Below are 17,915 nucleotides of genomic sequence, written 5' to 3'. Positions count from 1 at the left end.
TATGGCGAAGAAGGTTATTTGTTGTTAATACGGGGAGATCCCGAACGATTGGACTGCATGACCAGCATCATGCCAAGAATACATGCCATACCAATCCATTGATAGAAGCCAAAAGGTTCATGGAGCCATATGACAGTTGTTCCAACAGCAGCAAGGGGCTCTGCGCTCCCGAGCAGGCTTGTTTCCTTGGGTGTAAGACTTTTGAGACTCGCAATATAAAACCAAAAAGCAATCATGGTCCCAAAAAGGATCGTAAATATCAAATAACCGTAGGTTTCCAGCGTGATGCTAGCAAAATTCATTTTCCAGGGTGGGTGAATAAAACTCATTCCCAAACCAGCGATGATCATAGCCCAGCCAACCACAACAAGTGAATCGAATTTTTTAATCAGTTGCACGGCATACAGCGTATAAAATGCAGCTGAAACCCCGGATAATATGCCCCACATCACTGCGAGCCAGGAGACAGATAACTGCGTGAGTGAGCCGTTCGTCAGTAGGAGAAAACACCCACCGAGAGCCAGAACGGCGCATGCAAGGTCATTGCGTGTAAGGACAGACTGCTTACGGAGTGCGATGTAAATCATGATCATGACAGGGGAAAGGTACTGCAGGAGTGTAGCTACCGCTGAATTACCGTGTTTAATGGATGCCATGTACGTATACTGGACGGTAAGCATGCCGACCAATCCAAAGATGATCAGCTGTCCAGCAGTTTTTTTATTTCTCCACACATCAAAAATCTGAAATCGTCCATTAGTAAACGATTGAATAACCAGTAATAGTAACCCAGCGATCAACAATCGTACCGTGACATACCAATTGACCTCAATTCCATCCAGTTGAAACAGTTTTTGAGATACCGTACCCCCAATGCCCCAACAGATGGCTCCGGTCAGAACGAGTACGATGCCTGAAATTTTGGATTTTGCAGAAGTTGTCATTCTTGTTCGCCTCACCTTAAATATAAGAATAGTGTTATATTAAGGAGAAATGGGGTACATTAATATCAATATTACACTTAAAAATATAACTATATTGAGATGAGGGCCATGCGGAAAATCGAATTTATCATTGATCAACAATTGAAAGAAATGACGCAACACCGTACCGATACATTATCTATAGCCTGTTATGAGACAACCATTGTTCAAAATGTTCACGGACATATTCCTCTCCACTGGCATGATGAATTGCAGTTTGTTACCGTTCTTCAGGGTACGGCGTTGTTCCATATCAACGATCAAAAGGTGATTTTGTCCAAAGGTGACGGGATTTTTATCAACAGTGGAATAATGCATATGGCCGAAGATCATGGTGTGAGCGAGAACTGCATTTATTTATGTCTGAATTTGTCCCCGCATGTTATCATGCCTTCGGATTTGTATATAAAGTACGTACATCCATATGTAACAGCAACTAATTTGCCTTTTCTGTATATCGAAAGAGCTAACGCTTGGGGAGAACAAATCCTGGATGCTATTGCACGGATTAGAAAGGAGCTAGTGTACCAAGTTCCTTTTTACGAAGTGAATGTTGCTTCTGCGGTGCTGAATATGTGGAAACTGCTGATTATGAACGGATATTCCCTGGAACATGATCCATCAGAGATGAGCAGAAACAAGCGAATGAAAGACATGTTGCAATGGATTAATCTCAACTATACCGATCCAATTAAGCTGGAATATATTGCTAAGGCCGGACAGTTAAGTCGATCGGAGACATGCCGTTATTTCAAGCAAATTCTGAAAACTACACCCATGCAATATGTGATTGAGTACCGCATCCAAAGAAGCATTGAACTATTGCAACTCTCCGAGCGTAGCATCACCGAAATTGCCTATGAGGTCGGTTTTAACAGCACAAGTTATTACATTAACCAATTCCGCAAAACAATGAATTCAACCCCTTTACGATTTAGAAGGGAATTGAACAAAAGAGAAAAAGAACATAATTGTTGAGTTATTGTTCATGATCCGTGAACCTATTTACCAGTACCAAGAGTCGCCCATATGGCGACTTTTTTGATATGTAAAATAATGTTTCACACTTAGTTACGCCTCAAACCGATCACAAGGAGAGCGTATAAAAGGCTGTAGTCTAAGACGGTTCCAGAAGACAACTTCAAGAGTCATAGAATTTTGAGCAAAATAACCCCAAAAAGCTCATCTTTCAATTCCCTTCCTGCCTACTCCCCCAGCATATTTATTTCAAACGTTTGGAAACGGGGGGACGATGGGTAGCGGAGGGATGGAATCGGTCAAAAGGAGCGAAGCGTGAGGGTTCATCTAAGGATACATAAGCAACGCAGGCGGCAGATTAGACCTGAAGAAGCGAAGCGTGCACATTTGTTTCCAAATTTCTACACAGTTGTATTCTAAGACGCATGCAGAAGACAAACTCCAACGTCATAGAATTTTGAGCAAAATAACCCCAAAAAGCTCATCTTTTAATTCCCTTCCTGCCTCCTCCCCAGCATATTTATTTCAAACGTTTGGAAATGGGAGGACGATGGGTAGCGGAGGGTTGGAATCGGTCAAAAGGAGCGAAGCGTGAGGGCTTGCCTAATGATACATAAGCAACGCAGGCGGCAGATTAGACCTGAAGAAGCGAAGCGTTCGCCTTTGTCTCCAAATTTCTAACACTTAGAAATCAATCAAAAGAATTTGGAGACAACAGCGATCAGAAGGTTGGTCTGCCGTCGGAGTGTCTGCGTGTATCCTCCCCCGAGCAACAGCGACCAATAACCGATCCATCCCGCAGCGTCAACTCACCCTTCCACCTTTTTTCCAACCCGTTTGTAATAAATTTGCACATTCTTCAAATACTAACCTAAATTACGCAGTAAAGGAGTGCTATGGATGTCCCAGACACCCACTCCAATGGTCTATATTCGTCTGCGCAGCCGTATTCGCATCCAGAGGGGCAGAGCAGTCAAGCTTGGAGACATTGCACATGTACTGACCTCTTCTGAAGACCAGGAGGGCAGGCTACTGGAGCTTGAACTGCTGCGCCCTGGACCGGAGGATGGCAATCTGATCCTCATTGATATATTGCAGATTATTCCCCGAATTCGGCACGTCTTGCCGGAGGTAAGTGTGGAACTGATGGGATCAGGTCATACGTTGGTTGAAGTTATCGCGGGAAATGGTCAACCTTCCAAGTCCCTGTTCATTCTGGTTTGGCTACTGCTGTTCTTTGGATCAGCCTTAACGATCATGAATTTTCATGCCGATGTGAACATGCAGGAAGTACAGATTCGAATTGTGGAGATGCTCACTGGGCATCGGGACGAACATCCCTATCTGTTCCAAGTGGCGTATTCCATTGGCATTGGATTTGGAATGGCAGTATTTTTTAATCATTTGTTCAAGAAAAAGTGGAATGAGGAACCTACCCCGCTGGAAGTGGAGATGTTCCTATACCAGCAAAATGTAGATAAATATGTGGTGATTGAAGAAAGCGAACGGATGCACGAGCAGGAACGCAGGGAGATGAATGCGGATGAGCGTTCTTAATGGAGCAATCAGCATTGTATTGGGTATTGCAGGGGGAATTGCCGTAGGGAGCGGCGTAATTGCGCTCATTCTGGTGCTCGATATGATTCCCAGGTTGGCCCAACTTACGCAATCGTATGACAAGACTCACTGGTACGAAGGGGCGCTGATCGGTGGTTCACTGCTCGGGACGGTGGCGGATTTCTGGCACTGGAAAATGCATGGGGTGCTGCTGCTCAGTCCAATCGTTGGTTTGTTCTGTGGGGTGTTCATCGGTCTGCTGGCCGCAGCGCTCACTGAGGTGCTTAATGTACTGCCCGTACTAGCCAAACGATTGGGCATGAAACCTTATTTGTTTGGATTACTGCTCGCCATGATTTTGGGCAAAATGACAGGTTCCCTGTTTGATTTTTTCATATATCAGCGGTAACTCGTGGCCATAGGAGGATGGAAGATGGATGAACAAACAGAGCACACAGGCCAGGAAAATAGTGAAGGTATAACGGAAGAGATGTTACACAAGTCTGCTTATGAGATTCAGAAGGAAGAAGAGGAGAAAGCGTACAGTAAGAAAAAACAAAATGAGATGTCCGACAGCATTGAGGAATCCGTGCAATATTGGCAGGAAAACGATGATATCTCCCCACGCATGAGTGAGAATAGATATACACTGCAACAGGTCCTGGGGCTTGGAGAATCGTTCGACGTGAATATGAGGGAAATGGTCCTGGGTGGCAAGCACGTTGGATTGCTGATGATCACCGGCTTCGCCAAGGATGAGATTTTGCTTGAAGTGTTGAAAAGACTCACCTATCTCACGCCGGATGACGTGTCCGGACATGCACTCAAATCTTATTTTGAATGTTACATTCCCCATATTCAGGTGGAAAAAGTCGAGAAGATGAGTGCGGTCATCAACAAGGTTCTTACCGGTATGAGTGCAATGTTCGTTGAAGGGGACCGCTCGGTCTTAATTATGGATACCCGGAGTTATCCGGTACGTTCACCCGAAGAACCTTCATTGGAAAGGGTAGTCCGGGGTTCCAGAGACGGCTTTACCGAAACACTCCTGACCAATGTAACCTTGGTCCGCCGTAGAATTCGCGACCCAGGACTGAAATTTGAGATCATGCAGGTGGGGCGGAGAACACAAACCGATGTCTGCGTGGTGTACATTGACGATATTGTGGATAAAGTGCAGGTGGATTCCGTTCGTGAAAAAATTCAGCGAGTTGATATTGATGGTATTCCCTCCGCCGATAAACAGCTGGAAGAAGCGATTATCAACAAGGGTTGGAATCCGTTTCCACTCGTCCGGTATTCCGAACGACCGGATGTTACAGCTTCCCATTTGCTGGAAGGACGTGTTGTCATTTTCGTAGACACTTCCCCCAGTGTGATGATTCTGCCTACGACCTTCTTCGACCTGTGTGAGCATGCGGAGGAGAATAGACAGACGGCCTTGATGGGGACGTATTTACGATGGGTGCGTTTTGCAGGGATTCTCATATCCTTGTTTTTGCTTCCACTATGGCTTCTCATGGTTATTGATCCTTCAATTAAACCGATGGGACTCGACTTCATTGGTCCGCAGGAAAATGTAAAGCTTCCGTTAATTCTACAGTTTCTACTGATCGAACTGGGCGTCGATTTATTACGGATGGCAGCGGTTCATACGCCTACACCTCTGGCATCGGCCATGGGTTTGATCGCGGCGATTTTAGTTGGGGATATCGCCGTCAAAACAGGATATTTTGTCAATGAGGTTGTACTCTATATGGCGATCGCAGCCATCGGAATGTTTGCCACGCCGAGTTACGAGCTTGGACTTGCCAACAGGCTAGTCAGGTTGGTTCTGTTAGTCGCTGTTGCAATATTCAAGGTTCCGGGATTGGTGGTGGGCAGTACATTGCTCATATTGGCGCTCACCATTCACCGGTCGTACAATTCTTCGTATCTCTGGCCTTTTATACCGTTTAATGCAAAGGCCCTGGGCAACTTTTTATTCCGGCTTCCGTTGCTAGAAAATAAAAAACGTCCATCATTCAACAAAACCCGTGACAACACCAAAATGTCTGATGATCCAGACGGTGAACTGCGAAAAAGTAAAAAACACAAATGATCTTCCGAAAAATCCATTCATCTCGCTGCCTAATTTGATATACTGGTGTAAAATCATTGGAATAGCAACTGTTCCAGTATATAAAAAAGTGAGGAATGCAGATTATGTATTTACATGGTACAAGTAAAATAAACGCGCAAGGGCATCTGGAGATTGGCGGAGTTGATGCAACAGATCTGAAAGAACAATTTGGAACTCCCCTGTACGTTGTGGACGAGCAATTGGTTCGCGAGCGTTGCAGAGAGTACATGGAAGCATTCCGTGCTTCCGGATTGGGCTTCCAAGTTGCATACGCAAGTAAAGCATTCTGTGTAATGGCGATGTGTGCCCTTGCAGCTGAAGAAGGACTTTCCCTGGATGTTGTATCTGACGGTGAACTGTTTACTGCACTGCAAGCAGGATTCCCGGCTGAGCGCATTCATTTCCACGGTAACAACAAAACGCTGGAAGAGATCGAAATGGCTCTTGATGCGGAGATCGGATGCTTTGTTGTTGATAACTTCAATGAACTGCATCTGTTGCAGGCTGTAGCAGCGGACAAAAATCGTAAAGTAAACATTTTGCTTCGTGTGACGCCTGGTGTTGAGGCCCATACGCATGAATATATTTCCACAGGTCAAACGGATTCCAAATTTGGATTCGATATCGGAAATGGTACAGCATTTGAAGCGATTGACTTGGCTTCCAAGCAGTCTAACCTGGTATTGCTCGGTGTGCATTCCCACATCGGTTCCCAGATCTTCGAAGTTGAAGGCTTCCAGATGGCTGTTCAACGTGTTGCTGAATTTGCAGCAAGTGTATATGAGCGTCTTAATGTTGCTTTCAAAGTGGTTAACCTTGGTGGTGGATTCGGAATCCGTTATATCGATGGAGATACACCGCTTGAAGTTGCGCAATACGTGAAGGCTATTACAGACGCAGTTAAAAATCATTTTGCTCAAATCGGCTATGCCGTACCTGAGATCTGGGTTGAGCCAGGCCGCAGTATCGTGGGTGAAGCGGGAACAACGCTGTATACTGTTGGAACAAGCAAAGACATCCCAGGCGTGCGTAAATACGTTGCCGTTGATGGTGGTATGACCGATAACCCACGTCCTGCTTTGTATGAATCCAAGTACGAAGCTGTGCTTGCCAACCGTGCGAATGAGGCTGCTCAGGAAACGGTATCTGTTGCGGGTAAATGCTGCGAGAGTGGCGATATGTTGATCTGGGATCTGGACCTGCCAAAAGTGGAGAGCGGCGATCTGCTCGCTGTAGCTTGTACAGGTGCATATAACTACTCCATGGCGAGCAACTACAACCGTATTCGTCGTCCGGCTGTTGTGTTTGTCAAAGACGGTCAAGGAGATGTCGTAGTACGCCGTGAGACGTATCAAGATATCATTCAGAATGACCTGGTACCAGCGCGCATTGGCAAACAGCCAGTTACTCGCTAATTCGTCAAAAGGCGTTTCTGCATTATTCAAGATATAGGGATTTTGCAGTTGAAGCAGATGAAAAGGGAACTTCCTTTTTCGTCTGCTTTTTGCGTATTTGAGCTAAATCACGAAAAAAGTTGCCGTTTTTTTTGCGATCCAGACATTTTCGGTGTACACTAAGAAAAGTGCTGTAATGCTTGGCCCAGGGTCATGCGTTCTGGCACCATTAACGATGGTCAATACGAAAGGAGTCATTTACATATGGCGAAACAAGCGAAAATTAAATTGGCAAACGGCGGAGAAGTTCTGATCGATCTGTTCGATCAAGAAGCTCCAAACACTGTAGCAAACTTTGAGAAACTGGCTAACTCCGGTTTCTACAATGGTCTTACATTCCACCGCGTTATCCCGGGCTTTGTAGCTCAAGGCGGATGCCCTAACGGTAGCGGTGCAGGTGGCCCAGGTTACACAATCAACTGTGAAATTAACCCGAATAAACATGAGCGCGGAACACTTGCTATGGCACATGCTGGCCGTAACACAGGTGGAAGCCAGTTCTACATCTGCTACCAACCGCAACCACATTTGGATGGACAACATACTGTATTCGGTAAAGTAACTAAAGGTATGGAGTTTGTGGACGCTTTAGAAGGTAAAGACAAAATGGAAACTGTTGAAGTTGTAGAAGCTTAATACCTTCACCTTAACTGGATCCAAACATGAAGTGCTTCTTTTATAGAAGCACTTTTTTTATTTTTTACATACTTGAAATCGATGATTAGAAAGGATGAATAAAACCTTGGATATGGTTACTCAGCTAAGCTTGTTAAAACAAATTTATAGTGAGCGCACGTTGTGGGATGAAGAACTTCAGGCATCGCGCCATGTTGTTCCGGATAGTCTATCGGTAAAGGATCGAGAAGCGATTGAGGCAGCCGGGCATGAACCGAATCGATTTGTACGTCCGCAACATGATGAAACGATTACTGAGCTGAAAAAAGTTGCGAATCACTGGACGATCAATGATGCAGCGCAGGCCTTTGTATCCTCTTTGTGGTCAGCACCCATGATCTGGCGCTCGTTGCTTACGGGCAAGCTTATTGCGAGCAGTATGCCAAGTCATGAACATACGCCATATCCATCTTCAAACACTTGTAAGATCTGCGGATTAAGTGTAGATCAAGCAACCGACACAACGCTGCAATGGTATTGGCGGATGACCAATGGAACCCCGTTGGACGGTGATCCTTTTGGATATGTGTTGGCACTTCGAGAGCTGGCTGCCGCGAAGGAGCTTCCAATACCCAATGAGTACGACCGCTGGACATTCCGTGCGGTGTTAACGGTGCTGCGCGAATTACCTCCCAGAACACGTTACAGCAAGGCAGCAGTAGCGCTCAAGAAGGAACGTCTTTTGCCTACACAGAAGGAATATGCCTACCGTGATTTGCTTGAGACGTTAGCTCTGATTGGCATATTGGATACGCCTGAACATCCTGGAATGATTACGAAATTCACCTCTTACATACAGCGTGACGCACGCCCCAATGTGCGGGTTGAAGTGCAGGCCCCTCTGGCGTGGTGGGACTCATCTGTCGGAATCAATGAGAACAACCTGAACAAGATATTTCATGATTTTGATCTGAATAATATATCTCTTGCGGATAAGCCTGATGAGAGTCCAGCTGTAAAGGACACGATCTTAGGAGCATTGGAGAAGAAGAGAAGTGTTCGCGGAAAAGTACCAAAGGCATCTCCTGATGCAGGTACCGGGGAGGTACAGTCTGGAGATGTGTATGCTGTTCGGGTCCGGGAAGGTGTATGGGTGACAGTATACTGTCATGAAGTCAGAGACAAGCGTGTCATCGTTGAATATTTGGATGGTGTCTTTCCAGAGATGCCGGGAAAAGCAGATTTGCATGGAACGTTTCGACCGAGAGCGAATGGACGCTGGAAATGCTCGGCTATTGCGATTGATTCCACAAGTTGGGTCAGAAGGGTGGCAAGAGAGTTCCCGCTTCCGACTTCGCCCCTGCAAGAACCTGATCGCACTCCATTCCATAATGCCAAAGAATTAAAGCATATGGCGAGCTGGTGTTTTCCTGATATGTAGAATGCTGCGATGGATGTGAAATGTGCCTCCAAACAAAAACCGTACCTCCTTGAGAGGAAGCGGTTTTTTGTTGTTTCTTAGCTTATTAAAAGTTAGTATGTGACAAAAAGGAACAAAAAACAATTGATTTTTTGGCATTAAAGTGCTAACATCCAAGTAATAACGAAAGCAATCCTTCAGGGCAGGGTGCAATTCCCTACCGGCGGTGATGCAGGAAGTGTAAGGACACATGTCCAGCACTTGATGCAAAGTCCGTGACCTGTCTGCCTGTGGCAGATGGCTGATCTGGTGTAATTCCAGAACCGACAGTATAGTCTGGATGGGAGAAGGAGAGGTGCAGACCTAACAGGTTTGCATTCAGCAGGAGTATTGCTGTACAGTCTAGATTGGTAATGTCTTGCACTGTGCAGGGAAGATCCGGTTACGCCGGACAGTTCCATACATATGCCACACTATAAAAGCTCTTTACCTGTAATTGATGTTCATTAAGGTATGTGTCTATTTTCACTTGCCCGAAATGAAGTTTTGGGCAAAGTGTTGGCGTGCTGTATCCATTTCACTCCTGCTGGTGACATTTGTCTCTCATCATCCCCATCGAACTGATTGTTCGACGGGGATTTTTTAATAAAAAAGACTTTAAACCGCGGGGTGAACGGATTTGGAAATGATCAATGATGAATTTTATATGGCACTGGCATTGGATATGGCGGAACGAGCACAAGGACAGACGGGGATTAATCCGGTCGTTGGATGTGTAGTTGTGAAAGAAGGTCGTATTGTAGGTCTGGGGAGCCATCTGAAACGTGGAACCGGTCATGCGGAGGTGCATGCCCTTAACATGGCAGGCAGCGATGCAGAAGGAAGTACGGTATACGTTACACTTGAGCCCTGTAGTCATTATGGCAAGACGCCACCTTGTAGTGAACGCCTGATTCATGAAAAGGTAAAACGTGTTGTCGTATGTTGTGAAGATCCAAATCCGCAAGTATCCGGCAGAGGCATCAGCATGCTTCGTCAACAAGGCATTGAAGTTGAAGTTGGCGTACTGCGTGAGCGTGGAAGACGCATGAATGAAAAATTCATTAAATTTATAACAACGGGTCTACCTTTTGTGACACTGAAAACGGCTACTACTTTGGATGGCAAAATTGCTACTCGCAGCGGAGACAGCAAGTGGATCTCCAACGAGCCCGCTCGTGAGATTGTGCATGCCCTTCGTCATCGTCACCAGGGAATTATGGTTGGCGTCGACACAGTGATTGCCGATAATCCGGAACTTACAACCCGTTTACAAGTGGAAGGCATTAGTCCGGTGCGCATTGTGGTGGATTCCAAGTTGCGTCTTCCCGTAGGTGCCAAAATGGTTAAGGATGGTCTTGCTCCAACATGGGTTCTCACCACAGACGAAGCCAGTCCTGAAGCTGCTGAACGTTTGGAAGCTTACGGTGTTGAGATTATACGCTGTGGTCCTGGACCACGTGTGGATCTGTTAAGCGGACTTAGCAAGTTGGGTGAGCGTGAGATTGGTTCGATTTTGCTTGAAGGTGGGGGCACTCTGAATGGAGCCATGCTGGAGGCACGGTTGGTCGATCGACTGCTCATGTTTATCGCTCCGAAGATTGTAGGCGGTTATGATACACCTGGAAGCTTCCGCTTCGAAGGTGTGGAACGTATGAATCAGGCGATTCAATTGAATCAGTTGGAGATCGAAAAAGTTGGAGATAATATCAGCATTGGCGGTATTCCGGTGTGGCCTGAATAAATAAATGAATTTTAAAGAAACAAGTTAGACTCTTTATAAATTGAACAAGGGAGGCGGCAGCATGTTTACCGGTTTGGTGGAAGAAGTCGGTCAGATCCGGCGTATTGGTCGGAAAGGCGAAGCGATGGTCCTGAATATCGGAGCTTCCGCCATCATGGACGATCTGAAGATTGGTGATAGTGTAGCAGTGAACGGCGTGTGCTTAACTGCGACAACGCTCGAAGGTGGAGGTTTTACCGCCGATGTAATGCCTGAAACCTATCGCCATACCAATCTCAGTCAGCTGCAATCTGGCAGTAAAGTTAATCTGGAGCGGGCCATGCAATCCGGCGGGCGTTTTGGCGGACATATCGTTCAGGGCCATGTCGATGGTACCGGAGTGATTGGCAGTATAACACGTGATCAGAATGCGATTGTGTTTGAGATCAAACCTGATGATCACCAGTTGTTCAAATATCTGATTCCCAAAGGATCGGTTACACTGGATGGCATTAGCTTGACCGTTGTCCATACATCGGATACCGCATTCACGGTTTCCATAATCCCGCATACCATTGGTGAAACTGTACTAAATGTGAAAAAGACAGGGGATACCATTAATATCGAATGCGATATTTTGGGCAAATATGTGGATCATCTGCTCCAGTATGGGAGAGGACATCGAGAGACGGGTGCTGGCAAGCCGCGCAGTATCAGTGAAGATTTTCTCTCCAATCACGGATTTGCATAAATAGAAACAGAAATAAACTGGAGGTGGACCCATGTCAGAACAATCCATTTTGGATACGATAGAAGAAGCTATATATGATCTCATGCGTGGTAAACCCGTCATTGTTGTGGATGATGAAGATCGGGAGAATGAAGGCGATTTTATCGCTTTGGCCGAAAAGGCGACACCTGAAGTCATTAATTTCATGATTACTGAAGGTAGAGGTCTGGTCTGTGTTCCGATTACACAACAACGTGCGGACGAACTGAATCTGAAACCGATGGTTCAACAAAATACGGATTTCCATGGAACAGCCTTCACCGTCTCTGTGGACCACAAAGATACGACAACAGGTATCTCGGCACATGAACGCTCTATTACCGTGAAAGGTCTGATTGATCCTGAAGCGAAAGCTGGGGACTTCCGTAAGCCTGGTCACATGTTCCCGCTGATTGCAAAAGATGGCGGTGTACTTCGTCGTGCTGGGCATACAGAAGCGGCGGTAGATTTGGCCATTATGTGTGGTTCATATCCCGCAGGCGTGATCTGTGAAGTGATTAAGGAAGATGGCACAATGGCCAGACTTCCGGATCTGCAGGAGATTGCCCGCAAACATGATCTGAAGCTGATCAGTATTCAGGACATGATTCGTTACCGTAACGAAAAAGAGCAGCTGGTCCAACGTGAAGTGGCTGTACGTATGCCAACGGACTTTGGCGAGTTTCAAGCGGTGGCTTATACAAACGCTGTGGACAACAAGGAGCATGTGGCTTTGGTCAAAGGTGAAATAGATGGTTCCAAACCCGTACTTGTACGTGTGCACTCTGAATGTTTGACTGGTGATGTATTCCATTCCCATCGTTGTGACTGTGGTCCTCAGTTTGATGCGGCACTCAAACAGATTAACGAGGAAGGCAACGGCGTACTGCTCTATATGAGACAGGAAGGCCGGGGCATTGGGCTAATCAACAAACTCAAAGCCTATAAGCTGCAAGAGGAAGGTCTGGATACGGTGGATGCAAACCTGAAGCTGGGATTTGCTGCCGACTTGCGTGATTACGGGATTGGCGCTCAAATTCTGAAAGACCTTGGGGTTCGTCAGATCAGACTGTTAACTAACAATCCTCGTAAAATTAAAGGCCTTGAAGGATACGGACTTGAAGTTGTAGAGCGTGTTGCGATCCAGATGGAAGAGAACGAGGACAATACGGTTTATCTTCATACAAAGCAAGCAAAGCTGGGGCATATGCTCAAGTTTGATGATATCGAACAAAACGAACAGTAAATATATTTTAGATGAATAACGTTCACCATGTAATTTATGGAAGAGATTAATTAGGATTTCCGTTACTTACATTACATTATACCGTTAGGGAGATGACTTGAATGCCACAATTTTTTGAAGGACATTTAGTATCAGAAGGATCACGTTATGGAGTTGTCGTTGGACGTTTCAACGAATTCATCACCAGTAAATTACTTAGCGCGGCGCTTGATGCATTCAAACGTCACGGCGTGCAGGATGATGAAGTGGATGTAGCCTGGGTTCCAGGAGCGTTCGAAATCCCTCTGATTGCGCAGAAAATGGCGGAGAGCGGCAAGTATGATGCGGTGATTACCCTGGGAACTGTAATTCGTGGATCCACTACGCATTACGATTATGTGTGCAACGAGATGGCTAAAGGGGTAGCAGCAATTAATCTGAAAACTGGCGTGCCTACAATCTTTGGATTGGTTACGACAGAAAATATTGAACAAGCGATTGAACGTGCCGGAACCAAAGCGGGTAACAAAGGTTGGGATGCAGCTACGGCGGCAATTGAGATGGCAAACTTGACGAAACAGCTAAAATAGTGCTTATTTAATAGTAGTGCCCTGCTTTGCGCAGACGAACACGGGAAACCGGATTCGGACGGCTTAGCAGGGTTTTGTATTTTTCTGGCGGGAGGATTCGTCTAGTGACGGTAGTTACATACAAACTGGAGACTTTTGAAGGGCCTTTGGATCTGCTGCTTCATCTGATTGATAAGGCTGAAATTCATATCCAGGATATTCCCATCAGCGATATTACCGATCAATACATGGCGTATCTGCATTCGATGCAGGAACTGGAACTGGATATTACGAGTGAATTTCTGGTCATGGCAGCAACATTGCTGTCGATCAAGAGCAAACTTTTATTGCCCAAACCACCGGTCATTGAGGACTTCGAGGATTATGATTTTATGGAAGAAGAAGATTATGATCCACGTGCAGAGCTGATTGCACGTCTGATAGAATATCGCAAGTACAAGGGAATTGCGCGTCATCTTCATGAACGGGAGTGGGAACGTAGCCTTATATTTTCCAAAGAGCCCGAGGATCTGCGCCCCTATATGCCCGTAGAAGCCCAATCGAACCCGGTTGAGGGTTTACACACCTCTGACCTGATTGCAGCCTTTCAGAAGGCGCTACGTAAGGCTGAGAAGCGCACAACTGTAACCCGAATCAAACGGGATGAGATTTCGGTTAAGGACCGGATACGGGATGTCATCGGCGCTTTGGAAAGTATGGGGCCGGGAGGCAGACTGTTATTCTCCAAGTTGATGGACGAGCATATCTATCGCCATGAGATTGTTGTCACTTTTCTGGCGGTGCTGGAACTGATGAAGATGAAGCAGATTGTCTGTTATCAGGAACGGATGTTTGAGGATATCGTTATGGAGTGGAGAGGGGAAACAAAGAATCATGGATTTTCCGAAATTGAAATCGATTATTGAAGGCCTGCTGTTTTTGTCCGGAGAAGAAGGTCTGAGTATCAAACAAATCGCCGAGATCGTCGACCAGCGAGTGGAGCTTGTAACGGACGCGATTGAGGAGATGATTCATGAATTCTCACAGCAGGGACGAGGTGTACAGATTCTCAAGATCGCTGGTGTAGTTCAGTTGGGAACCTTGCCTGACCACGCTGTATATTTCGAGAAACTGGCATACTCTCCCGCACGCACGTCCTTATCCCAGGCGGCTCTGGAGACGCTGGCCATTGTGGCGTATCGTCAGCCGATTACACGGGTAGAGATTGAGGAAATCCGCGGTGTAAAATCGGAGCGGGCCATTCATACGCTTGTGAATAAGGATTTGATTATTGAAGTGGGACGAGCCGAGGCGATCGGACGACCAATTCTGTACGGAACGACCAAGTCATTTCTGGATTATTTCGGACTGGCTTCAATTAAAGACCTTCCGGAACCAGGCTTGTTCGAAGATTCGGAAAACCTGGAGGAAGAGACACAACTGTTATTCAACAAACTGGATCTGCAACAACTGGAACCGGAAAGTGCTGATCCGGCGGATGATCTAAGTCATATCGACAGCGAAGATGATAGTACGGATTCTTCACTCTAATTTGCAAGCTCATACTAACCGACACCCATCAGTGGAGTCGGTTTTTTTGTGCATTGTTTTAGAAAAATGGTGGATAGAATAGTTTCTAAATAAATATGAAATGGGATTTTTAGGTCAGACGTGAATTTTTTCCTATTCAGAGTGTCATACTAGACGAGAAAAGAATTGAGGGCTTGGAGGTAAGGCCTGTGTGGATTTGGCTTGGAGGAATCGGTTTGTTGTTCGCATTGCTGATTGCCGCAGTCCTCATCTCAAATGTTCATGTACATTTTACATTCAGTAAACATAAAAGTGATGATTACGCCAATATTAATGTTCGTTTTCTCTATGGAATTGTGCGGATTAACTATGAGATCCCGAGTATTGTTTTCCGCAATATGAAGGAAGGTTTTCTGGTCAAGACCGAACAATCCATGAATCATTCGAGAGGCGAAGCCCAGGGAAGTGAGCGGGTCAACAAACGTAAAGTCAAGAAGTGGACTAAAGATGTGAAAATTATGCTTAGGGCAACGGACGCGCTCAAGCTGTGGCTTAAGCAAACACTCACACGCGTACATATGACCCAACTGTCCTGGGCAACCCACATCGGCGTTGGTGATGCAGCATATACAGCGGTGCTGACGGGCTGGGTGTGGAGCATCAAGTCCATTATTATTGGTTTTCTCACCTATCAGATCCGCTTTGATGAAACACCCGTGCTTCAGGTTATGCCGGTATGGTCCGATGAAATGGAATTTAGAACGGAACTTGATTTCAGAGCGAAAATTCGGATTACAGCCGTTCTGATCGCTGGAGTTACACTACTCACCCGTGTGCTTCAAGTTGAAGGCGGATGGCGGATGTGGTTCAAGCTTCTTCAGGAACAGCGCCGCAGGCATAAGGAGAAACAAAAGAATAAGCTTAGTGGGACAACAGTATAAAAACCCATCATAGTCGGTCTGTTTTTGGGAATGTAAGGTTGGGGTTTGGTGAGTGTATTTAAAATGCTTATTACATAAGTCCCTTCAAGTTTGGGGATGATATGGTTAGATCAAACCTAGCTTACATTGAAACTGGAGGGAATTTAAATGTCAGATCATCCAATTCAAGGCTTAATGGAAACCGCAATGGAAAATATAAAGGCCATGGTGGATGTCAATACAATTGTTGGCGATGCAGTTGAGACACCAGATGGTACCGTGATTCTGCCAATCAGTAAGGTGGGATTCGGATTTGCTGCCGGTGGTAGTGATTTTCACGTTAATGGAGAAAGTAGTGGCAAAAGTGGTGCTACGGGTACCTCTGCAGAACATGCGAGTTCAGCTAAAGTTGCTTCTCCGTTTGGTGGCGGTAGTGGCGGCGGTGTATCCATACGTCCTATTGCGTTCCTGGTGGTAGGTAAACAGGGGGTACACATTGTACCACTTGATAACTCCACACATCTGTTTGAGAAACTCATTGACTCCACCCCTTATGTTCTGGACCGAATTCAAGGCATGTTCCAACGGAATACAACACCAACGAATACTACAGGTGTACCGGTTACACCAGATCCATCAACGTATAGCTGAATCATTTCGTCATGATCCCTCCCGCATCCAAGCGTGAGGGATTTTTGCTGTTTGTATAGCGAAGGGTGAGTGTTTTTTCGGAGGTTTCCGTATTACATGAGACTTATGTCTGTGATCCGCCTAACCTAGACATGAAATAGGTTATTGAAGGGGGAACGTTAATGCACAGAGACACCGTTTTTATGGTTTTGTTTGGCTGGCTGCTATCGGCAGTCGTGTATTTGGTAGGAGGAATTGATCACCTGTTTATTGCCGTGACCATCTTTGTGGGGCTGGATTACATCACAGGGGTGCTGTCTGCATGGTATAGGAAGGAATTATCCAGCAGGGTTGGATGGTGGGGGCTTGCTCGTAAGTCATTGACATTTGTTTTTGTCATTATTGCACATCAACTGGATATGGTTGCAGGCAATTCAAATGATTTTATGCGAGATGCAATGTTAATGTTCATTATCGGTACGGAAGGAATCAGTATATTGGAGAACCTGGGGAAACTGGGCCTGCCTGTACCGAAGTTTATCACTTCAGCTCTCTTTAAGCTTCGAGGCAATGAAGATCAAGTTGAAGACGAGGGGAAGATGTAATGTTACAGATCATCAAGGATTACATACCTGTGAATAAATACAGCCGAGCTGGACTGAAATTAAAAGCAAAACGTGGGATTGTGATGCATTATACGGCTTCTCCTGGGGCACCCGCCAAGAACATTAGCAAGTACTTTGCAAGTCTGGCACAGCAAGATTCCAATAAAGCAGTGAATGGTCGTTATGCAAGTGCACATTTCTCGGTAGATCGAACTTCGATATATAACAGTCTCCCGGATGATGAATTAGCTTATCACTGCGGGAGTGCAACATACACGAAGGAAGCTCTGGCCAAACTTGGGACATATCCGAACAATAGTACAGTGGGCATTGAGATGTGCATTGAAAAAGATGGCAGTATCCATGAAGATACATTCAATAACGTTGTAGACCTCGCGGTATACCTAATCAGGGAACGGGGCTTTCCACCCGTCTTCTTCACACACAAAGAAGTGGTTGGATGGAAGGAATGCCCACTGCCATGGATTAAACAACCAGGTGAATATGAAAGATTTAAGCAAGCAGTACATATAAAATTAAACCCACTACAAGAAGTAGCAGTCACGGAGGATGATGATATGAATACGGTTCTGGATTATGCACAATGGGCTTGGAATGAACTTGATCAGTTCATTGGAGATGCCTACAACGACAAGGTGATTGAAGATTGGGCATGGGTAGAGAAGGTACGCAAGAAGAAGTTAACCTATGGAGAATTGTTGTTACTGAAGGTTTTAATTGATGAGCGCAGACGTAAAAAGTCCTAACCGCGAGAG

Annotated in this window: 18 protein-coding genes and 1 riboswitch; of the genes, 17 read left to right on the top strand and 1 reads right to left on the bottom strand. The window is 45.7% G+C overall.

What is annotated here, in order from left to right; genetic code table 11:
- Window positions 1-14: 14 nt before the first annotated feature.
- On the bottom strand, window positions 15-944 hold the full coding sequence (locus NZ043_RS29665) for an EamA family transporter (protein WP_289389689.1): 930 nt from the start codon (window positions 942-944) through the stop codon (window positions 15-17).
- 108 nt (window positions 945-1,052) lie between these two features.
- Here NZ043_RS29665 and NZ043_RS29660 point away from each other — a divergent pair, with 108 nt between their 5' ends.
- The 17 genes from NZ043_RS29660 (at window position 1,053) to NZ043_RS29580 (ending at window position 17,906) form a co-directional block, all read left to right on the top strand.
- Window positions 1,053-1,961 (top strand): AraC family transcriptional regulator, encoded by a 909-nt coding sequence (locus NZ043_RS29660; protein ID WP_339309944.1) that lies wholly within the window; start codon window positions 1,053-1,055, stop codon window positions 1,959-1,961.
- Between the two features lie 900 nt (window positions 1,962-2,861).
- Window positions 2,862-3,518 carry a stage V sporulation protein AA gene (locus NZ043_RS29655; protein WP_249913476.1) on the top strand — a complete coding sequence of 219 codons (657 nt, stop codon included), beginning with the start codon at window positions 2,862-2,864 and terminating at the stop codon, window positions 3,516-3,518.
- Window positions 3,499-3,927: a stage V sporulation protein AB gene (locus tag NZ043_RS29650; protein ID WP_026080996.1), complete on the top strand. Its 429-nt coding sequence runs from the start codon at window positions 3,499-3,501 to the stop codon at window positions 3,925-3,927. The genes NZ043_RS29655 and NZ043_RS29650 overlap by 20 nt, the downstream gene beginning before the upstream one ends.
- 24 nt (window positions 3,928-3,951) lie before the next feature.
- Window positions 3,952-5,619, top strand: coding sequence for a spore germination protein (locus NZ043_RS29645; RefSeq protein ID WP_339309943.1), 1,668 nt, complete (start codon window positions 3,952-3,954; stop codon window positions 5,617-5,619).
- Window positions 5,620-5,723: 104 nt separating this feature from the next.
- Window positions 5,724-7,055 carry a diaminopimelate decarboxylase gene (gene lysA / locus NZ043_RS29640; protein WP_017687645.1) on the top strand — a complete coding sequence of 444 codons (1,332 nt, stop codon included), beginning with the start codon at window positions 5,724-5,726 and terminating at the stop codon, window positions 7,053-7,055.
- A gap of 243 nt (window positions 7,056-7,298) precedes the next feature.
- Entirely contained in the window at window positions 7,299-7,730 is a 432-nt protein-coding gene (locus NZ043_RS29635) for a peptidylprolyl isomerase (protein WP_017687646.1), read from the top strand.
- Between the two features lie 112 nt (window positions 7,731-7,842).
- Complete coding sequence (locus NZ043_RS29630) at window positions 7,843-9,150, top strand: hypothetical protein (RefSeq protein ID WP_339312908.1); 1,308 nt, start codon at window positions 7,843-7,845, stop codon at window positions 9,148-9,150.
- 168 nt (window positions 9,151-9,318) lie between these two features.
- Window positions 9,319-9,485: riboswitch (FMN riboswitch) on the top strand.
- A 323-nt stretch (window positions 9,486-9,808) separates the two neighbouring features.
- Window positions 9,809-10,912: a bifunctional diaminohydroxyphosphoribosylaminopyrimidine deaminase/5-amino-6-(5-phosphoribosylamino)uracil reductase RibD gene (gene ribD, locus NZ043_RS29625; protein ID WP_176872572.1), complete on the top strand. Its 1,104-nt coding sequence runs from the start codon at window positions 9,809-9,811 to the stop codon at window positions 10,910-10,912.
- A 61-nt stretch (window positions 10,913-10,973) separates the two neighbouring features.
- Window positions 10,974-11,642 carry a riboflavin synthase gene (ribE, locus tag NZ043_RS29620; RefSeq protein ID WP_036607839.1) on the top strand — a complete coding sequence of 223 codons (669 nt, stop codon included), beginning with the start codon at window positions 10,974-10,976 and terminating at the stop codon, window positions 11,640-11,642.
- A 31-nt stretch (window positions 11,643-11,673) separates the two neighbouring features.
- On the top strand, window positions 11,674-12,906 hold the full coding sequence (locus tag NZ043_RS29615) for a bifunctional 3,4-dihydroxy-2-butanone-4-phosphate synthase/GTP cyclohydrolase II (RefSeq protein ID WP_091028885.1): 1,233 nt from the start codon (window positions 11,674-11,676) through the stop codon (window positions 12,904-12,906).
- A gap of 101 nt (window positions 12,907-13,007) precedes the next feature.
- Window positions 13,008-13,475 carry a 6,7-dimethyl-8-ribityllumazine synthase gene (gene ribE, locus NZ043_RS29610; protein ID WP_017687651.1) on the top strand — a complete coding sequence of 156 codons (468 nt, stop codon included), beginning with the start codon at window positions 13,008-13,010 and terminating at the stop codon, window positions 13,473-13,475.
- A 104-nt stretch (window positions 13,476-13,579) separates the two neighbouring features.
- Window positions 13,580-14,380 carry a segregation/condensation protein A gene (locus NZ043_RS29605; protein WP_076328266.1) on the top strand — a complete coding sequence of 267 codons (801 nt, stop codon included), beginning with the start codon at window positions 13,580-13,582 and terminating at the stop codon, window positions 14,378-14,380.
- A complete protein-coding gene (gene scpB, locus NZ043_RS29600; RefSeq protein ID WP_249913478.1) occupies window positions 14,349-15,005 on the top strand; it encodes an SMC-Scp complex subunit ScpB in 657 nt (218 codons plus the stop codon). Before NZ043_RS29605 ends, scpB begins: the two co-directional genes overlap by 32 nt.
- Window positions 15,006-15,193: 188 nt before the next feature.
- Window positions 15,194-15,925: a DUF2953 domain-containing protein gene (locus NZ043_RS29595; RefSeq protein WP_249913479.1), complete on the top strand. Its 732-nt coding sequence runs from the start codon at window positions 15,194-15,196 to the stop codon at window positions 15,923-15,925.
- A gap of 147 nt (window positions 15,926-16,072) precedes the next feature.
- Window positions 16,073-16,555 (top strand): GerW family sporulation protein, encoded by a 483-nt coding sequence (ytfJ, locus tag NZ043_RS29590; RefSeq protein WP_036607830.1) that lies wholly within the window; start codon window positions 16,073-16,075, stop codon window positions 16,553-16,555.
- A 161-nt stretch (window positions 16,556-16,716) separates the two neighbouring features.
- The gene (locus NZ043_RS29585; protein WP_133385391.1) at window positions 16,717-17,139 is read left to right on the top strand and encodes a phage holin family protein; all 423 of its coding nucleotides are present in this window, start codon (window positions 16,717-16,719) and stop codon (window positions 17,137-17,139) included.
- Window positions 17,139-17,906 carry an N-acetylmuramoyl-L-alanine amidase gene (locus NZ043_RS29580; RefSeq protein ID WP_339309942.1) on the top strand — a complete coding sequence of 256 codons (768 nt, stop codon included), beginning with the start codon at window positions 17,139-17,141 and terminating at the stop codon, window positions 17,904-17,906. Before NZ043_RS29585 ends, NZ043_RS29580 begins: the two co-directional genes overlap by 1 nt.
- The last annotated feature ends 9 nt before the right edge of the window (window positions 17,907-17,915 follow it).

The organism is Paenibacillus sp. FSL k6-2145 (assembly GCF_037976585.1).
Classification (GTDB): domain Bacteria; phylum Bacillota; class Bacilli; order Paenibacillales; family Paenibacillaceae; genus Paenibacillus.
Note: the sequence above shows the minus strand (reverse complement) of the source record. Positions and strands in the feature narration are given on the sequence as shown.

Bases quoted from the DNA above. Each gene is read 5' to 3' on its own strand.
- NZ043_RS29665 (WP_289389689.1), bottom strand. From the start codon at position 944: ATGACAACTTCTGCAAAATCCAAAATTTCAGGCATCGTACTCGTTCTG.
- NZ043_RS29660 (WP_339309944.1), top strand. From the start codon at position 1,053: ATGCGGAAAATCGAATTTATCATTGATCAACAATTGAAAGAAATGACG.
- NZ043_RS29655 (WP_249913476.1), top strand. From the start codon at position 2,862: ATGTCCCAGACACCCACTCCAATGGTCTATATTCGTCTGCGCAGCCGT.
- NZ043_RS29650 (WP_026080996.1), top strand. From the start codon at position 3,499: ATGCGGATGAGCGTTCTTAATGGAGCAATCAGCATTGTATTGGGTATT.
- NZ043_RS29645 (WP_339309943.1), top strand. From the start codon at position 3,952: ATGGATGAACAAACAGAGCACACAGGCCAGGAAAATAGTGAAGGTATA.
- lysA (WP_017687645.1), top strand. From the start codon at position 5,724: ATGTATTTACATGGTACAAGTAAAATAAACGCGCAAGGGCATCTGGAG.
- NZ043_RS29635 (WP_017687646.1), top strand. From the start codon at position 7,299: ATGGCGAAACAAGCGAAAATTAAATTGGCAAACGGCGGAGAAGTTCTG.
- NZ043_RS29630 (WP_339312908.1), top strand. From the start codon at position 7,843: ATGGTTACTCAGCTAAGCTTGTTAAAACAAATTTATAGTGAGCGCACG.
- ribE (WP_036607839.1), top strand. From the start codon at position 10,974: ATGTTTACCGGTTTGGTGGAAGAAGTCGGTCAGATCCGGCGTATTGGT.
- NZ043_RS29615 (WP_091028885.1), top strand. From the start codon at position 11,674: ATGTCAGAACAATCCATTTTGGATACGATAGAAGAAGCTATATATGAT.
- ribE (WP_017687651.1), top strand. From the start codon at position 13,008: ATGCCACAATTTTTTGAAGGACATTTAGTATCAGAAGGATCACGTTAT.
- scpB (WP_249913478.1), top strand. From the start codon at position 14,349: ATGGATTTTCCGAAATTGAAATCGATTATTGAAGGCCTGCTGTTTTTG.
- ytfJ (WP_036607830.1), top strand. From the start codon at position 16,073: ATGTCAGATCATCCAATTCAAGGCTTAATGGAAACCGCAATGGAAAAT.
- NZ043_RS29585 (WP_133385391.1), top strand. From the start codon at position 16,717: ATGCACAGAGACACCGTTTTTATGGTTTTGTTTGGCTGGCTGCTATCG.
- NZ043_RS29580 (WP_339309942.1), top strand. From the start codon at position 17,139: ATGTTACAGATCATCAAGGATTACATACCTGTGAATAAATACAGCCGA.